This window comes from Amycolatopsis sp. NPDC005003 (assembly GCF_053600695.1).
Map to the genome: position 1 here is coordinate 112,741 of NZ_JBSGAI010000015.1, position 15,755 is coordinate 128,495.

16 protein-coding genes and 1 tRNA gene are annotated in these 15,755 nt (G+C 71.3%); 8 read left to right on the forward strand and 9 right to left on the reverse strand.

Annotation, left to right across the window (positions count from 1 at the left end; genetic code table 11):
- Positions 1–3: 3 nt before the first annotated feature.
- The 4 genes from thrS to ACWED2_RS19450 all read right to left on the reverse strand — a co-directional run bounded on the left by thrS (position 4) and on the right by ACWED2_RS19450 (position 2,912).
- On the reverse strand, positions 4–1,176 hold the full coding sequence (gene thrS, locus ACWED2_RS19435; RefSeq protein ID WP_449691870.1) for a threonine--tRNA ligase: 1,173 nt from the start codon (positions 1,174–1,176) through the stop codon (positions 4–6).
- Positions 1,177–1,329: 153 nt separating this feature from the next.
- Entirely contained in the window at positions 1,330–1,962 is a 633-nt protein-coding gene (locus ACWED2_RS19440) for a dihydrofolate reductase family protein (RefSeq protein WP_449691871.1), read from the reverse strand.
- Positions 1,963–2,041: 79 nt separating this feature from the next.
- Positions 2,042–2,509 carry a heme-degrading domain-containing protein gene (locus ACWED2_RS19445; protein WP_449691872.1) on the reverse strand — a complete coding sequence of 156 codons (468 nt, stop codon included), beginning with the start codon at positions 2,507–2,509 and terminating at the stop codon, positions 2,042–2,044.
- A 25-nt stretch (positions 2,510–2,534) separates the two neighbouring features.
- Positions 2,535–2,912: a VOC family protein gene (locus tag ACWED2_RS19450; RefSeq protein ID WP_449691873.1), complete on the reverse strand. Its 378-nt coding sequence runs from the start codon at positions 2,910–2,912 to the stop codon at positions 2,535–2,537.
- A gap of 68 nt (positions 2,913–2,980) precedes the next feature.
- Here ACWED2_RS19450 and ACWED2_RS19455 point away from each other — a divergent pair, with 68 nt between their 5' ends.
- Positions 2,981–4,933 (forward strand): phosphocholine-specific phospholipase C, encoded by a 1,953-nt coding sequence (locus ACWED2_RS19455; protein ID WP_449691874.1) that lies wholly within the window; start codon positions 2,981–2,983, stop codon positions 4,931–4,933.
- On the opposite strand, the gene ACWED2_RS19460 is transcribed toward ACWED2_RS19455, so the two are convergent.
- Positions 4,930–6,159 (reverse strand): M20 metallopeptidase family protein, encoded by a 1,230-nt coding sequence (locus tag ACWED2_RS19460; RefSeq protein WP_449691875.1) that lies wholly within the window; start codon positions 6,157–6,159, stop codon positions 4,930–4,932. The two genes, ACWED2_RS19455 and ACWED2_RS19460, sit on opposite strands and share 4 nt — an antisense overlap.
- Before the next feature lie 77 nt (positions 6,160–6,236).
- Between ACWED2_RS19460 and ACWED2_RS19465 the strand changes: the two genes are divergently transcribed.
- The 3 genes from ACWED2_RS19465 to ACWED2_RS19475 all read left to right on the forward strand — a co-directional run bounded on the left by ACWED2_RS19465 (position 6,237) and on the right by ACWED2_RS19475 (position 7,311).
- Positions 6,237–6,719, forward strand: a complete 483-nt coding sequence (locus ACWED2_RS19465; protein ID WP_206789346.1) for a tRNA adenosine deaminase-associated protein — start codon at positions 6,237–6,239, stop codon at positions 6,717–6,719.
- 23 nt (positions 6,720–6,742) lie between these two features.
- On the forward strand, positions 6,743–7,171 hold the full coding sequence (locus ACWED2_RS19470) for a nucleoside deaminase (protein ID WP_449691876.1): 429 nt from the start codon (positions 6,743–6,745) through the stop codon (positions 7,169–7,171).
- Between the two features lie 52 nt (positions 7,172–7,223).
- A tRNA-Ser gene (locus tag ACWED2_RS19475) sits at positions 7,224–7,311 on the forward strand.
- A gap of 391 nt (positions 7,312–7,702) precedes the next feature.
- Here the strand turns inward: ACWED2_RS19475 and ACWED2_RS19480 are convergent.
- On the reverse strand, positions 7,703–8,083 hold the full coding sequence (locus tag ACWED2_RS19480; RefSeq protein ID WP_449691877.1) for a peptidase inhibitor family I36 protein: 381 nt from the start codon (positions 8,081–8,083) through the stop codon (positions 7,703–7,705).
- A gap of 416 nt (positions 8,084–8,499) precedes the next feature.
- Between ACWED2_RS19480 and ACWED2_RS19485 the strand changes: the two genes are divergently transcribed.
- Complete coding sequence (locus ACWED2_RS19485; RefSeq protein ID WP_449691878.1) at positions 8,500–9,282, forward strand: SDR family oxidoreductase; 783 nt, start codon at positions 8,500–8,502, stop codon at positions 9,280–9,282.
- Here ACWED2_RS19485 and ACWED2_RS19490 read toward each other — a convergent pair.
- Both ACWED2_RS19490 and ACWED2_RS19495 read right to left on the reverse strand, forming a co-directional pair.
- On the reverse strand, positions 9,275–9,847 hold the full coding sequence (locus tag ACWED2_RS19490) for a hypothetical protein (RefSeq protein WP_449691879.1): 573 nt from the start codon (positions 9,845–9,847) through the stop codon (positions 9,275–9,277). The two genes, ACWED2_RS19485 and ACWED2_RS19490, sit on opposite strands and share 8 nt — an antisense overlap.
- Positions 9,844–10,218: a hypothetical protein gene (locus ACWED2_RS19495; protein ID WP_449691880.1), complete on the reverse strand. Its 375-nt coding sequence runs from the start codon at positions 10,216–10,218 to the stop codon at positions 9,844–9,846. The genes ACWED2_RS19490 and ACWED2_RS19495 overlap by 4 nt, the downstream gene beginning before the upstream one ends.
- Before the next feature lie 309 nt (positions 10,219–10,527).
- Between ACWED2_RS19495 and ACWED2_RS19500 the strand changes: the two genes are divergently transcribed.
- Positions 10,528–11,448 (forward strand): TauD/TfdA dioxygenase family protein, encoded by a 921-nt coding sequence (locus ACWED2_RS19500; protein ID WP_449691881.1) that lies wholly within the window; start codon positions 10,528–10,530, stop codon positions 11,446–11,448.
- 16 nt (positions 11,449–11,464) lie between these two features.
- On the forward strand, positions 11,465–11,911 hold the full coding sequence (locus tag ACWED2_RS19505; RefSeq protein ID WP_449691882.1) for a limonene-1,2-epoxide hydrolase family protein: 447 nt from the start codon (positions 11,465–11,467) through the stop codon (positions 11,909–11,911).
- Positions 11,912–12,203: 292 nt separating this feature from the next.
- On the opposite strand, the gene ACWED2_RS19510 is transcribed toward ACWED2_RS19505, so the two are convergent.
- Positions 12,204–13,130: a CapA family protein gene (locus ACWED2_RS19510; protein WP_449691883.1), complete on the reverse strand. Its 927-nt coding sequence runs from the start codon at positions 13,128–13,130 to the stop codon at positions 12,204–12,206.
- A 126-nt stretch (positions 13,131–13,256) separates the two neighbouring features.
- Between ACWED2_RS19510 and ACWED2_RS19515 the strand changes: the two genes are divergently transcribed.
- On the forward strand, positions 13,257–15,722 hold the full coding sequence (locus ACWED2_RS19515; RefSeq protein WP_449691884.1) for an endonuclease/exonuclease/phosphatase family protein: 2,466 nt from the start codon (positions 13,257–13,259) through the stop codon (positions 15,720–15,722).
- Positions 15,723–15,755 lie beyond the last annotated feature (33 nt).

Below are 15,755 nucleotides of genomic sequence, written 5' to 3' on the forward strand. Positions count from 1 at the left end.
CCGCTACGGCCTCCTGACCTCCGCGCCGATCCGCGCCAGCACGTCCGGAGCGGGAGCGGCGTCGAGTCGGCTTCCGTCGCGCAACCGCACGGAAAGCTGTCCGGCGGCGACCTCCGCCGGACCGAGCACGGCCTGGAACGGCACCAGCCGGCCGTCCCGGATCCGGGCGCCGAGGCTGCCTTCCGCCGCGATCTCCGCCCGTACCTCGCCGCACCGCTCCAGCACCTCCCGCGCGTACGGCAGCTCCGCGGCGGACACCGGCAGCAGCCGGAGCTGCACCGGTGCCAGCCAGGCCGGGAACGCGCCGCCGTGGACCTCGAGCAGCTGGGCCACCGCGCGTTCGACGCTGCCGATGATGCTCCGGTGCACCATCACCGGCCGGTGCTTCGCGCCGTCCGCGCCCACGTACTCGAGGCCGAACTGCGCGGGCTGGTGGAAGTCGACCTGGACGGTGGACAGGGTCGATTCGCGGCCCGCGCGGTCGGCGATCTGGACGTCGATCTTCGGGCCGTAGAAGGCCGCCTCGCCCTCGACCGCGTCGTACGGGAGACCGGCCAGCACCGAACGCAGGATTCCCACCGCGCCGTCCCAGTCCCCGGGCACGTACTTGCCGCCGGGGCCGGGCAGGGAAAGCCGGTAGCGCGCCGGGCTGATGCCGAGCGCGTCGTAGGCCCGCCGGATCAGGGCGAACGCGGCAGCGGCTTCGGCGAAGACCTGGTCGGGGGTGCAGAAGACGTGCGCGTCGTTGAGCTGGATCGCGCGGACCCGGTTCAGCCCGCCGAGCACGCCGGAGAGCTCTGACCGGTACATCCCGCCGATCTCGGCGATCCGCAGCGGCAGCTCGCGGTAGCTGTGGCCGTGCGAACGGTAGATCAGCGCGTGGTGCGGGCACAGGCTCGGCCGCAGCACGAGCTGCTCGCCGCCGACGTCCATGGGCGGGTACATGTCGTCGCGGTAGTGCGACCAGTGCCCGGAGATTTCGTACAGCTCCCGCTTGCCCAGCACCGGCGAATGGACGTGCCGGTACCCCGCGCGCCGTTCCAGGTCGCGGACGTACTCCTCCAGGCTGTGGCGGACGATCGCGCCGTCGGGCAGCCAGTAGGGCAGGCCGGCGCCGATCAGCGGGTCGGTGCCGAACAGGCCGAGTTCGCGGCCGAGCTTGCGGTGGTCGGGCATGGTGGGCTCCCTCGTGGACGGCGAGGCGGGAGACCACAAGACGAAGCCCGGGGCACCCGCCCCGGGCTCGAAACGTCGTTCAGCGCGCCGGGACACTCCTCGGCGTCGTCGTCAGTGCAGCGCGCTCCATGGGATCGACGGTAACAGCCGCCGTCAATACTTTTGATCCTCCGGCAGCCGGAAGGTGTCGAACCGCGGTTTGCCGGCGGGACGCAGCACGAGCACGGTCACGCCCGCGGCGGTCTGCCGGGTTTCGACGTGCTCGAACGCCTTCGGCACCACGCCGTCCGGGAAGAGCCGGCGGCCCTTGCCCAGCACGATCGGGTACAGCCACAGCCGGTACTCGTCCACCAGGTCGTGCGCGATCAGCGTCTGCAGCAGGTCGCCGCTCCCGTGGACCTGGAGCTCGCCACCCGGCCGGGCCTTCAGGTCACGGACGAAATCGACGACGTCACCGGCCACGACGGACGTGGCGGCCCACGCCGGGTCCGTCAGCGTTCGCGACACGACGTACTTCGGCAGGGTGTTGAGCCGGGACGCGACCGGGTCGCCGGAGTCGGTGACCTTCGGCCAGTGCGCGGCGAAGATCTCGTACGTCCGCCGTCCGAGCAGGAAGGCGTCCGCGCGCGAGAACCACTCCGCGACGAACCGGCCCATGTCCTCCTCGTAGAACGGCTTCACCCAGCCGCCCAGGTCGAAGCCGCCGGAAGTGTCCTCGTCCTCGCCTCCCGGTGCCTGGTGGACGCCGTCGAGGGTCAGGAACGTCGTCACGGTGAGCTTGCCCATGGTGTCTCCTTCGGGTCGGTCCTGCCTGTCCCGTCGGACGGCGGCACCTTCGGATCGACAAACCCGCCGGAGAATTTTTTCAGGAGTCCAGGAACAGCTCCAGCTGCTCGACGACGAACGCGTGGTCTTCGGCCTGCGGGAGCCCGGACACGCCGACCGTGCCGACCGGCCCGACCCCACGGACCAGCACCGGGAAGACGCCGCCGTGCGCCGCGTAGCGGTCCTGGTCGAGGCGCGAGTGCTGCTCGAACGAGCCGCCGTTCGCGCGGAACTGCGTCCCGACGAAGAACGAGCTGTGCCCGTAGCGGTCGACGACGCGGCTCTTGCGGTCGATCCAGGCGTCGTTGTCGGCCGACGTCCCGGGCAGTGCGGCGTGGAAGAGCCGCTGGCCGTTGCGCCGGACCGAGATCGTCACCGGCAGCCCGCGGTCCCTTGCGGCCGTCAGCAGCTGCTGGCCGAGGGCGAGGGCGGTCTCGTTGTCGAACTTCGTGAACTGGAGGCGTTCCTCCTGCTCGGCGAGCTGGGCGAGGCGGTCGGCTTCGGTCATGGGGCCATTAAATCAACACTGTTGTTTAATTACCAGTGAACTCGGTCAGTGACAGCACGTTGCCGTCCGGGTCGCGGAACCAGGCGATCCGGCCGCCCGGCGTGGTCCAGATTTTGTCGGTGTCCTGTGGCAGCGTGTCGTAGGTGAGGAACTCCACGCCACGGCCGCGCAGCTCGGCCACCGCCGCCCGGATGTCGGCGACGGCCCAGCCGAGCACCGTGAACGGCTGCGGCGTGAACCCGGCGACGGCGGTGACGCGCAGCATGGTGGCGCCGCTGCGGAACACACACGCGAAGGGGGTCTGCTCGATGAACTCGAGCCCGGCGACATCCGTGTAGAAGGCGCGCGAGCGCTCGAGGTCGGTCGACGGTGCGAAGGCGACCAAATCCGCTGAGTTGAGCATGGCTTCACCTCTCTCGGCGGCGAACGTACCCCCGGCCGGGCCGCCGGCCAGGGGATGAGGAGGTGGGCATGGGGCGGATCCGGCGTCGCACGGTGCTGGGCGGCGCGGCCGCGGCCACGGCGGCCGGTGCGCTGTCCGCCGCCTGCGCCCCGGCGCCGTCGCGGACCGGCACGATCGACGACGTCCGCCACGTCGTCGTCCTCATGCAGGAAAACCGGTCGTTCGACCACTACTACGGCACCATGGCCGGTGTCCGCGGCTTCGGCGACCGCGCGGCGCTGCGGGACGTCTTCCGCCAGCGCGGCGACAAAGGCGGCCCGGTGCTGCCGTTCCGGATCGACACGTCCGTTGTGGACGGTCAGGACCTCGGCGAGCTGCCGCACGACTGGAACAGCACGCACCGCGCGTGGAACGGCGGCGCGTACGACCGCTGGACGGCGGCGAAGAGCCCCATGACGATGGGGTACTTCACGCGCGAAGACATCCCGTTCCAGCACGCGCTGGCGAGCGCGTTCACCCTGTGCGACCACTACTTCTGCTCGATCCAGGGCCCGACGCACCCGAACCGCCTCTACCACTGGACCGGCACGATCGACCCGGACGGCCTCGCCGGCGGCCCCGCGACGCACAACGCGCCGGACTACGAGCCGTCCTTCCGCTGGACGACGTACCCCGAACGGCTCGAGGCCGCGGGCGTCTCGTGGCGAATCTACGCGAACGACGAGGAACGCGGCGTCCCCGAGCACTTCGTCGGCGACTACGGCGACAACCCGCTCTGGCTGTTCCAGAACTTCCACGACGCGCTGTACTCGATGGACCCGGTGAAGCGCCGGCTGGCCGATCGCGGGAACCTGCGCAAGCAGCTCCTGCCCGACTCGGGGAAAGGGAAGGACCTCGACCACGTGCTGGCCGAGTTCATCGCCGACTGCGCGGCCGGCACGCTGCCCGCGGTCTCGTGGGTCGTGGCCCCGTACGGCTACTGCGAGCACCCGGCGGCGCGGCCGGTCGACGGCGCCGCGTATGTCCAGCGGATGCTGAAAGCGTTGTGGGACAACCCGGAACTGTGGGAGTCGACCGTCGTCTTCATCAACTACGACGAAAACGACGGCTTCTTCGACCACGTCGTCCCGCCGACGCCGCCACCCGGCACCCCCGGCGAGTACCTGCCCGGGAACCGGCCGGAAAAGGGCAGGCCGTCCGGCGCGCCCGTCCCGATCGGGCTGGGCCCGCGCGTGCCGATGACCGTCGTCTCGCCGTGGAGCCGCGGCGGCTGGGTGAACTCGCAGGTCTTCGACCACACGTCGGTGCTGCGCTTCCTGGAGACGTGGACCGGCGTGCCCGAGCCGAACATCTCCGCCTGGCGCCGGGCCATCTGCGGCGACCTGACCAGCTGTTTCGACTTCCGCGCGCCCGACACGACCATCCCGCTCCTGCCGGACGCGAACGCGTTGCGCGCCGAAGCCGACCGGACGCAGCGGCGGCTGCCGAAGCCCGGGCTGGGGCCGGGCGCGCTGGTGCAGGACCCGGGCACGGCAAAGGCGCGCCCGCTGCCGTACCAGCCGGTCGCCTGGGTCGCGGCCGAGGCGGGCGTGCTGAAGCTGCACCTGGCCAACCACGGGACGCAGGCGCTGCAGCTGGCCGCGTACGCCTACCACGCGGGCGGGGCCTCGCAGCGCTTCGACATCGGCCCGAAGAGCGAGAAGACGGGCGAAATCGCGCACGGCGGGACGTACGACGTCGCCGTCCACGGCCCGAACGGCTTCGTCGTCGAGGCTTCGGGCGGCCTGGACCTCGATGCGGCCGTCACGTTCAGTGACACTCCGGCCCTGCGGATCACGGTGACCAACCGCGGGCCGGCACCGGTCACGCTGAACGACGTCACCCTCCCGCCGTCCGGCGCGCACGACTTCCCGGTCCTGACGAGCAACGGCTGGTACGACGTCACGTTCGAGACGCCGGGCTGGCGCCGCCGCTTCGCCGGCCACCTGGAAGACGGCCGTCCGTCGCGAACCGGCCCTTAGCGCAGGGCGTCGAGCGCGAAGGCGGCGAGCATGGCGACGCCGTTCGGCATCGCGTCCTCGTCGAAGAGCACCCGGTTCGAGTGGTTCGCCGCGGCTTCGGCGGGGTCGACGCCGGGCGGGCACGCCCCGAGGAACGCGTACGCGCCGGGGACGCGTTGCAGGACGTAGGAGAAGTCCTCGGCACCCATCAGCGGGTCGGTGAGCAGCTCGACGTTGCCCGGCCCCAGCACCTCCGCGCCGAGCCGCAGCACCTCGGCCGCGACCCGGTCGTCGTTCACCGTCACCGGGTAGCCCGGCTCGACGTCGGCGGCCACGCGGCAGCCGTAGGCCGCGCCGACCTGCTCGCACACCTTGGGCAGCTCGGCGCGGACCAGCGCGCGCGTCTGCTCGGACAGCGTGCGGATCGTGCCTTCGAGCTCGGCGGTCTCCGGGATGATGTTCGTCGTCGTGCCGGCCTGGATCCGGGTCACCGAGAGCACCGCGGGGTCGAACACGCTGACCCGGCGCGTGATCATCGTGTGCAGCGCCCCGACCATGGCCGCGGCGGCCGGCACCGGGTCGATCGTGTGCTGCGGCGCCGAGCCGTGGCCGCCCTTGCCCGTGACGCGCACGTGGAACGAGTCCGCCGACGCCATCAGCGGGCCGGGCCGCAGCTGCAGCAGCCCGCTGGGCGCGTTGGCCAGGATGTGCACGCCGAACGCGCGCTCGACCCGCGTCCCGGCCGCGTCGAGCACGCCCTCGTGGATCATGAACCGGGCGCCGTGGTGACCCTCCTCACCCGGCTGGAACATGAACACGACCGACCCGGCCAGCTGGTCCCGGCGCTCCGCGAGCAGCCGCGCCGCCGAGGCGAGCATCGCGACGTGCGTGTCGTGCCCGCACGCGTGCATCGACTCCGGGTCCTCGGAGGCGAACTCGAGGCCGGTCTCCTCGGTCAGCGGCAGCGCGTCCATGTCGCCGCGCAGCAGCACCGCCGGCCCGGGCCGCGCACCGCGCAGGACAGCCGTCAGCGACGTCGTGGCCTTGCCTTCGGTGATCTCGAGCGGCAGGCCGTCGAGGGCCTCCCGGATCGCCGCCTGCGTGCGCGGCAGGTGGAGACCCTGCTCCGGGTGGCGGTGCACGGCCCGCCGGAGGGCGACCGTGCGGTCTTGCAGCGCCCGCGCGTCGTCGAGGAGCCCGGCGAACGGCGTGCCGGGCAGGGTGGGCAGGTCAGTGGGGCCGGTCATGGTCCCGATAGTGCCGCATGCGGCGCTTCGGGCGCACCGTGCGTGCGCGAGATCGACCGGCGGAATACGGTGTGCGCATGGCGGTGGATGAGCCGGTCACGGGCTTCGCGGTGGCTGTGGTCCGAGAAGACGGTCGGTGGCGGTGCAGTGCGCTCGACCCGGGGGCGTTGACCGAGCTCGACGCGGCGATCACGGAGCTGGGCAAACTACGTTCCACCGGCGCGAGCTTCGGGCTGCTGGCGGTCGACGACGAGTTCTTCGTCATCGTGCGGCCGAGCCCGCGCGGGCCGTCGTTGCTGCTTTCGGACGCGGCGGCGGCGCTGGACTACGACATCGCGGCGGACGTGCTCGACGTCCTGCGCGTCGACCCGCCCGACGAGGAGGACGACTCCGTCTGGCCCGAGGGCGACCTGGAGATCCTGGCCGATCTCGGACTGCCCGGGCCGGAGCTGGAGGTGATCGTCGGCGAGGTCGACCTGTACCCGGACGAGCAGCTGCAGATGGTCGCGCAGCGGTGCGGGTTCGGCAGCGAGTTCGCCAAGCTCCTGGACGAGCTCTGAGACGCCCGTCCGACACCGAGGCCGTGGAGGCCGCGCTGGAAGCCGCGCGCGCCCCCGGCGCGGACGTGCCGATCGGGGCGGTGGTCTTCGGCCCCGACGGCCTGCCCTTGGCGGCCGCCCGCAACGCCCGCGTCGAGCTGGGCGACCCGACGGCCCACGCGGAAATCCTGGCCCTGCGCGCGGCGGCGGCGGTGGTCGGCGACGGCTGGCGGCTCGAAGGCTGCACGCTGGCGGTGACGCTGGAGCCGTGCACGATGTGCGCGGGCGCGCTGGTACTGGCCCGCATCGCCCGGCTGGTGTTCGGCGCGTGGGAGCCCAAGACGGGCGCTGTGGGGTCGCTCTGGGACGTCGTGCGCGACCGGCGCCTCAACCACCGCCCGGAGGTCCACGGCGGCGTCCTTTCGGCGGAGTGCGCGGCGGTCTTGGAGACGTACTTCGCGACGCGCCGCTGAGCTCAAGGACCCCTCATGCGGAGCTCCAGAGGGCTCCGGTATTGTTCTTCCCGGTGGCGTGTCCGAGCGGCCGAAGGAGCACGACTCGAAATCGTGTGACGGCTAATCCCCGTCCGTGGGTTCAAATCCCACCGCCACCGCGTGCGAGTGGGCGAGGTATGCCGACGGAAAGCGTCGACGTACCTCGCCCGCCGTGTTTTCTGGGGGTGCAACCCCCAGGCCCCGCCCGGCGGGCTTCGCCCCCGGACCCCCGGCGGGGGTCACCTCGGCGGGTTGCCGGGCGTTTCGCTGTTCCGTCTCGGATGCCCCCGGTCAGGCGGGCACGAGCCTGCCTTCCGGGCCGTCGTCTTCGTCGTCCGGCCCGCGACTTCACCTCACCGACGACCAGGCCGCCGCCGTACCGCTCCGGGCCCGGAAACGGCCTGCCGGGAAGACTGGGGGGACCCCACACTTCCCGGCCGGCCGGGAACCTCGGTGCCGGTGGAATGCCTGTGCTGCCGGAAGACCCGGTTCAGGCACGGGGTCGCTCGGCTAGCGCTGCACCCAAACGCTGTTGGCGCCGAACGTGATCGAGCTCTTGGCCGAGTTGCCTTCGACCGGATACGGGCGGCCGGTGCAGTCGGTGCTCTCGAACAGGGAAGCGGTCTTGCTGCTTGTGTTGATCGCGGAGCGCACCCGGTTGCCCCAGCCGTGCTCCGCGAGGTTGACGCAAGCACTCGTGTTGGGCGGCAACGGGCTGACGTTGAGGGTGGCGCCGCCGAAGTCGGTCTGGTCCCACAGGCACAAGGTGTCCGTGAAATTGCAGGTGCCGGCGGCGCCGGCTGGTGACGCCGCGACGACCTGGACGGCGGCCGACGTCATCAGGACCGCGAGTGCCGTGCCGGCTTTCGCCAGTGTTCTGCGGTTGGGCATCGAATCTCCTTTGCGGGGCTCCCCGTGTCGCTACTTTCTTCTGATACTGGGAAAAGGTCGACCTCGCGCGGAGCAGACCGCTGGCGGACAAGGGAATCACGGTCTGTACTCAAGGTGGCAAGATCGGGTTCCTCCCCACGACGGTATCAGCTCGGCGGGGACGAGCGGGCGAACTCAGGGGTGCGGTGGGGGTGGCTGTGCCGGTTCGAGCCCGTCGCACGAGGCGGTGGCGCGCCATCGGAAACAAAGGCCTGGTAAGGGATTTCGCTGTTGCTCCGCTCCGGGAAGCGCTCAACGGCATGACCGGCGACGCGGACGAGAACGCGGCACGGTCGGAGAAGCGGAAGAGGCGCTTGACTTGAAGGGCTCTTGAAGTGTGAGCGTGGTCGGCACCAGCTGATCACCAGGAGCGCACCATGAACGTTCTCGTCACCGGAGCCACCGGCCACACCGGACGGCACGTCGTCGCCGGGCTGAAGGCCGCGGGCGTGGCCACCCGAGTCCTCGTCCGGGATGCCGCCAAGGCGCCGGACGGCGTCGACGTCGTCCAGGGCGACGTCACCGATCTCGCGAAAGCCGCCGAAGGGGTCGACGCCGTCTACCTGCTCTGGCCCTTCTTCACCGCCGACGGCATCGACCACGCCGTGGAACCACTCCGGGGCCGGAAAATCGTCTACCTCTCCGCCATGTCCGCGGAAGACGGCGGCGTCTGGGGAGACGTCGAAGCCGCGATCGGGAAGGTCACCGACGACTGGACCTTCCTCCGCGTCACCGGCCTCGCCACCAACGCGCTCGCCTGGGCGCAGCAGGCCGGGACCGGCGTGGTCCGGGCCGCTTACGGGCAGGCGAAACGCTCGGTCGTCCACGAACGCGACGTCGCCGACATGGCCGTCGAGGCGCTGACCGGGGACCACGCGAAGCAGGTCTACCTCGTCACCGGCCCGGAATCCATCGCGCAGGCCGAACAGGCCCGGCTCATCGGGGTGGCGCTGGGTTCACCCGTCAGGTGGGAGGAACAGCCGCCGGAAGAGGCGAAAGCGCAGCTCAGTGCGCACCTGGGTGCGGAATTCGCGGCGAGCGCGGTGGACCACTGGGCGTCCCTCGTCGAGGATCCGGAACCCGTCTCGCCGGACGTCGCCCGCGTCACCGGGCATCCGGCGCGGCCCTTCGCGGAGTGGGCCCGCGAGCACTTCAGCTGAGTTCGACGACCGGGGCCGTCAACGGCTCCAGCTCGGCCGCCAGCGCGGTCAGCGCCGCGACCTTCTCCTGCACGGCCCGGACCACCGCCGCGCACGTGGCGCCGACCTCGCTCACCACCTCGGCCGAACGATCGCCGGCCAGCACCGCCGACACCGGCGCCGATGCGGCGGAAGCGAGCGCGCACACCTCTTCGGCGGCGGCCACCGCCAGCTCGTCCAGCCGGTCGGCGATGCGGACGCCCAGCGCCGCCGTCGAAGCGGCCGCGCGGGCCGCCGCGGCGTACTGACCGTCCACTGTGTCCGCCCAGGTGCCGAAAGTCTCGGCGCTGCCGCCGTTTTCGGCGCGCTCGACCCCGGCGCGGAACTCGGCCTGCGCCGAGGTCACGCCCAACGCGCCGGTGTCGACCGCCGAGGCGGACGCGCGGATCGACGCCGGGGCGCAGTCGAGGTGCCGCAGGGCCGCGACCGGGTCCGCGACGCCGAGCCTGCCGGCCGCCGCCCGCAACGCGGACAGCTGGGCCGCGGCCGCCGACAGAGCCGGGTGTTCGAAGACCTCAGCGGTCACGGCGCCACCGCTAACCGTCCTCGGAAACCGGTGCTCCGGGTGCTCACCGCCGTCATCCGCAGCCGGCCGGCCAGGTCCGACGTCGCGTCGCCGAGGACGCGCGCGTCCGCCTCGCGCGCCGCCAGCGCGGTGGCCCAGCGCGCGGCCAGTTCGCGTGCCTGCGGCGAGATGCCGAACGGCGTCGAATCGACGCGGGCTTCGGCGAACCGCCCCGCGGCCTTGTCGTCGGCGGCCGCGGCCTGGTCGAGCAGGTCGGCGCCGGCGCGCAGCCACTCGGGCTTCTTATGGGGGCTCCGCGTGGCGAAGCCCCGGGCCCCGGAGCGAAGCTCCGAATTGTCACTGTCGATCCGCGAGCCTCTGCCTTCCGGCATGGGGACCTCCGTCGTCAAGGGCGCTCACCCGATCGTGGAAGATCTTGCCTCATGCTCCCCGGGCCCCCGCATCGCGGTGACCTGCGGCGTTTCCCGCGTTCCACCCAGTGGACGTCTTGACCGCGGGTCGGGAAGACCGCGACCATGAAGACATGCCCGCCACCTCGGAAAGTACGCCGATCCGGGCCTTCGCGCGGTCGATCGGGGAGGGCGTCGTGGAGCTCCTGCTGCGCCGCGGCCGCCTGGGTTCGCCGCCCGCCTGACGCGAATCCGGCGTCCGATTTCCCCGAAAACCCTTGGAGCACAACCATGTCCGTAGAACTTCCTGCCCGGATTCAGCTGCGCGAGGCCGTAGCGCCCGCGGATGGCATCGTCGAAGGGCCCCGGATTCTCCGAGAACCGCAGCGGAAGCCGTACGAGCTGTTCACCCTCCGCCCGCTCGGCCGGCTGATCGGCGCCGAGGTCGAGGGTGTCGACCTCGGCGCGCCGGTGGGCCCTGACCTGCGCGAAGAGCTCAGCCACGCGCTGCTCGAGTGGAAGGTGCTCTTCTTCCGCGACCAGGACATCACCTCGGCGCAGCAGCGCGCGTTCGCCGCCAACTGGGGCGAGATGGAGACCAACCCGTTCATCCCGGAGGGCGACGACGCCGCGGTCACCCGCTTCGAGCGCACGGCGGCCATGCCCGGGTACGAGAACATCTGGCACACCGACGTCACCTGGCGGCCCGAACCGGCGCTCGGCTCGGTGCTGCGGCTGATCGAAGTGCCGCCCGTCGGCGGCGACACGATGTGGGCCGACATGGCCGCCGCCTACGACAACCTGCCCGAAGACGTCCGAACCCGCATCGACGGGCTCACCGCGGTGCACGACTACCTCCCCGGCTTCGACCGGTTCTCCGATCCCGCGCTGCTGGCGCGGTGGCAGGACCGCTTCCCGCCGGTGGTGCACCCGGTGGTCCGGACGCACCCGGAGACCGGACGGCGCACCCTGTTCGTCAACCAGGCGTTCACCACGCACATCGTGGGACTGGACCGGGCCGAGAGCGACCGGCTGCTGCGGTACCTGTTCCTGCAGGCTCACACGCCCGAATTCCAGGTCCGGTTCAGCTGGCGGCCGAACTCGGTCGCGTTCTGGGACAACCGCGCGACGCAGCACTACGCGGTCAACGACTACCACCCGCACGTCCGGATCGCGGAGCGGGTCGCGATCGCGGGCGACCGGCCCTACTGAGCCGTAGCCTGGACGCATGACCGATGAACCCAAAGCCGTGGTGACCGGTTTCCTCCAAGCCCTCGAAGACCTCGACGTCGACCGCGCGCTGACGTTCGTGGCGAGCGACATCGTGTACCAGAACGTGCCGTTGCCGCCCGCCCGCGGCGTCGCGGCCTTCGAAAAACAGCTGCGCGCGATGGCCAAGTACGGCTCCGGGTTCGAGGCGAGGACCCACCACATCGCCGCGGACGGCAACGTCGTGCTCACCGAACGCACCGACGTGCTGCGCCGCGGCGCGTGGGAAGCGGAGTTCTGGGTGTGCGGCACGTTCGAGGTCGAGGCGGGCCGGATCGTGCTCTGGCGCGACTACTTCGACTGGACGACGGTGCTGGCGGCGAGCGCGAAGGGCGCCGGGCGGGTGGCGCTGGCCGGCGCACGGACGCTGCTCGGCAGGTACCGGACGAGGCAGGCGGTGCGCTAGACGCGGTGTTCGCCGCGGTCGTGGTCCCGAAGGTCCACGACCGCGGCTATCCCCAGCACCAGCACGAACACGCAGCTGAGAACAATCAGCCCCCACATGATCGTTCTCCCTCCCCCCGTGTTGTGCCGATCGCGAGCTGTCGGGGGAGTGGTCTGTGCCACTTTTCCGGCGGCTCACGCAGACCGTACCTCCGCTTCACGCAGGTTGTTCCGGCCCTTGACCTTCATTTAAGGCAGATGCGCCGGATGGGTGACACGCCGGTGTGCCGTTGTCACACGCTGCGCGCAATCCGTTACGCACCAACGACTACCGAGGCGATTCCGCCCTGGACGGACACCTTCGCCGACCGCAGCGCCGAGACGTCCGCGACGTATCGCAGCACCTTGTCCGCTTCGTCCCCGGCGAGCGGCTCGCACTCGTTGTCCGCGTTCCGCCGCACCGGGATCAGCTCGAGCCGTGGTTCGTCGCCGAACATGCACCCGGCCAGCAGTCCGTCCGGCCGGCCGGCGGCGAGGTTGCCGAGGCTGTAGAGGATGGGACGGCGGCGGTACACCTCGACGGCCTGGATGGTGTGCGGTCCGTGCCCGGCGACCAGGTCGGCGCCGGCGTCGAGCGCGGCGCGCCCGTACGCGACCTGGTACTCGGCCAGGTCGGGGCCCGGCAGACCCCAGTGCATCGAGACGATGACGTGGTCGTTTTCGGCCTTCGCGCGCTTGACGTCGGCGACGAGCCGGTCGACGTGCTCGGGGACCGGCGTCGTCCGGACGAGCGGCGGACGGCCCGGGATCTCCCCGACGCGGGGATCGGGCTGGTACGCCGTGGTCGCAAACGCTTGCGCGACGCCCGGCGAGTCCGGCTGCGCGGCTTGGCCGTGGGCGCGGATCGAGGTGTATGCGAGAAAGGCCACCTTTTCGCCGGATCGTTCGAGCACGGCGGGTGCGTGCGCGGCTTCGAGGTTCGCGCCGGCGCCGCAGTGCGCGATCCCGGCGTGGTCGAGGGCGGCCAGGCGGGCCGGCGAGTGGGGCGCGTCGTTGGCGACCGAGACGACGTCGATGCCGGTCGACTTCAGCGCTTCGGCCGCGGCCGCGTCGACGGGCCCTTCGAGGTTCGCGAACCGGAGGTCGGCCCCCTCGAGCAGCGGTTTCAGTCGCGCGAAGGCGGCGGAGGAGGTGGGGCGGGCCGAGATGTCGACGTCTCCGCCGAGGACGAGCGTGATCACGAAACCTGCTCTGCCGAGTGAGTGACGACGAAAGTAGTTGTTACGAATCGTTGCACCTTTGTCTTCCTCCTCCTCACTTGTTCGGGGGACTATGCCACGACTGTTCAAGCACAAAGGGGACTCAGGGTGACCAAGACCCACAGATCCAGGGCCGCCTTCACGGTGGCCGTCGCGTCGGGCCTGGTGCTCGGCGGCGTGGCCGCACCGGCCGCGCTCGCCACGCCCAGCGCCGACGCGGTCATCGCCGAGGTCTACGGCGGTGGTGGCAACTCCGGAGCGACGCTCACCAGCGACTTCGTCGAGCTCGCCAACCGTGGCACGGCCGCCGCGAGCCTGGCCGGTTTCAGCGTCCAGTACCTGCCCGGTTCGGCGAGCCCGTCGAGCACCTGGCAGGTGACGCCGCTGGCCGGCAGCGTCGCGGCGGGCGGGCGCTACCTCGTGGCCGAGGGCAAGGGCTCCGGCGGCACGGTCGAGCTGCCCACGCCGGACGCGACCGGCGCGATCGCGCTGTCGGCCACCGCGGGCACGATCGCCCTCGTCTCCGGTACCACCGCGCTGACCTGCAAGACCGCCGCCGACTGCGCTGCCGACGCGCGGATCAAGGACCTCGTCGGGTTCGGCACGGCGACCGTGCGCGAGGGCAACCCGACGGCGGCGCCGTCGAACACGACGTCCGTCGCGCGGGGCACGGCGCTGGCCGACACCGACGACAACGCCACCGACTTCTCCGTCGGCGCGCCGACCCCGACCAACACCGCGGGCGAGTCGACCGGTGGGGATCCCGGCCCGGCGCCGACCCCGGCGAAGATCCACGACATCCAGGGCACCACGCGGATTTCGCCCTTCAAGGACAAGAAGGTCTCCGGCGTCACCGGCGTCGTCACCGCGACCCGGACGTTCGGCTCGTCGCGCGGTTTCTGGTTCACCGACGCCAATCCGGACAACGACCCGCGCACCAGCGAGGGCCTGTTCGTCTTCACCGGCTCGACCAGCCCGGCCGTCGCGGTCGGTGACGCGGTGACCGCGACCGGCACCGTGCGCGAGTTCTACCCGGACGCGCCGGCGACGTCGAACTTCCAGTCGCTCACCGAGCTGAGCAGTGCACAGTGGACGGTCGACTCGCACGGCAACGCCCTCCCGGCGCCCACCGTGCTGAACCCGGACACCGTGCCGACGACGTACGCGCCGTCGCCCGGCGGGAACATCGAGCCGCTCACCCTGGAGCCGTCGAAGTACGCCCTCGACTTCTGGGAGGCCCACGAGAGCGAGGTCGTCAGCGTCACCGACGCCCGCGTCGTCGGCCCGACGAACTCGTTCAACGAGCTGTACGTGACGTCGAAGCCGGACCAGCACAAGTCGGTTCGCGGCGGCAGCGTCTACCTCGGGTACGACCAGCTCAACAGCGGTGTCATGAAGGTTTCGTCGCTGATCCCGTTCGCCGAGCGGCCGTTCCCGAAGCTCAACGTCGGCGACGTGCTGACCGGCACCACGTCCGGGCCGGTCGAGTACAGCAACTTCGGCGGCTACACGCTGTTCGCCAGTGCGCTCGGGACCGAAAAGGACAACGGGCTGCAGGGCGAGACCACGCGCAAACAGCGGACCGGTGAGCTCGCCGTCGCCACGTACAACGTCGAGAACCTCGCGCCGGGCGATCCGCAGGCGAAGTACGACCGCCTCGGCGAGGCGATCGTGACGCACCTGGCGACGCCGGACATCGTGAACCTGGAGGAGATCCAGGACAACTCGGGCGCGACCGACGACGGCACCGTCGCGGCCGACCAGACGCTGCAGAAGTTCACCGACGCGATCGTGGCGAAGGGCGGCCCGCGCTACCAGTGGCGCGAGATCGACCCGGTGAACGACGCCGACGGCGGGCAGCCGGGCGGCAACATCCGGGTGGCGTTCCTGTTCAACCCGGCCCGGGTGTCCTTTGTGGATCGTCCGGGTGGGACGCCGACCACGGCGGTCGGCGTGGTGCGCGAACACGGCAAGGCGCACCTGACGGCGTCGCCGGGCCGCGTCGACCCCGCGAACGAAGCGTGGACGACCAGCCGGAAGCCGCTGGCGGGCGAGTTCGTCTTCAAGGGCCGCACGGTGTTCGTCATCGCCAACCACTTCAACTCCAAGGGCGGCGACCAGCCGACGCACGGCCGGTTCCAGCCGCCGGCGCGCAGTTCCGAGGTGCAGCGGGCGAAACAGGCGACGGTGCTGCGCGGGTTCGTCGATTCGCTGCTGGCGGCCGATCGCAACGCGAACATCGTGGTGGCGGGCGACCTGAACGACTACCCGTTCTCGCCGGCGGTCCAGACGCTCACCGCGGGCGGTGCGCTGAAGGACCTGATCGCGTCGGTGCCCGAATCCGAGCGCTACAGCTACGTCTTCGAGGGCCAGTCGCAGGTGCTGGACCACATCCTGGCTTCGCGGGCGCCGCGCGGGGTGGACTACGACGTCGTCCACATCAACGCGGAGTTCGCCGACCAGGCCAGCGACCACGACCCGCAGGTGATCCGGTTCCGGCCGGGCGCGGGGAACCCGATCGAGGACGGGTTCTACGACTTCCTCGACTGGCTGGAGCAGATCTTCGGCAAGTAGTTCCCGGCGGAAAGGCCACCATCGGGCGCTTTG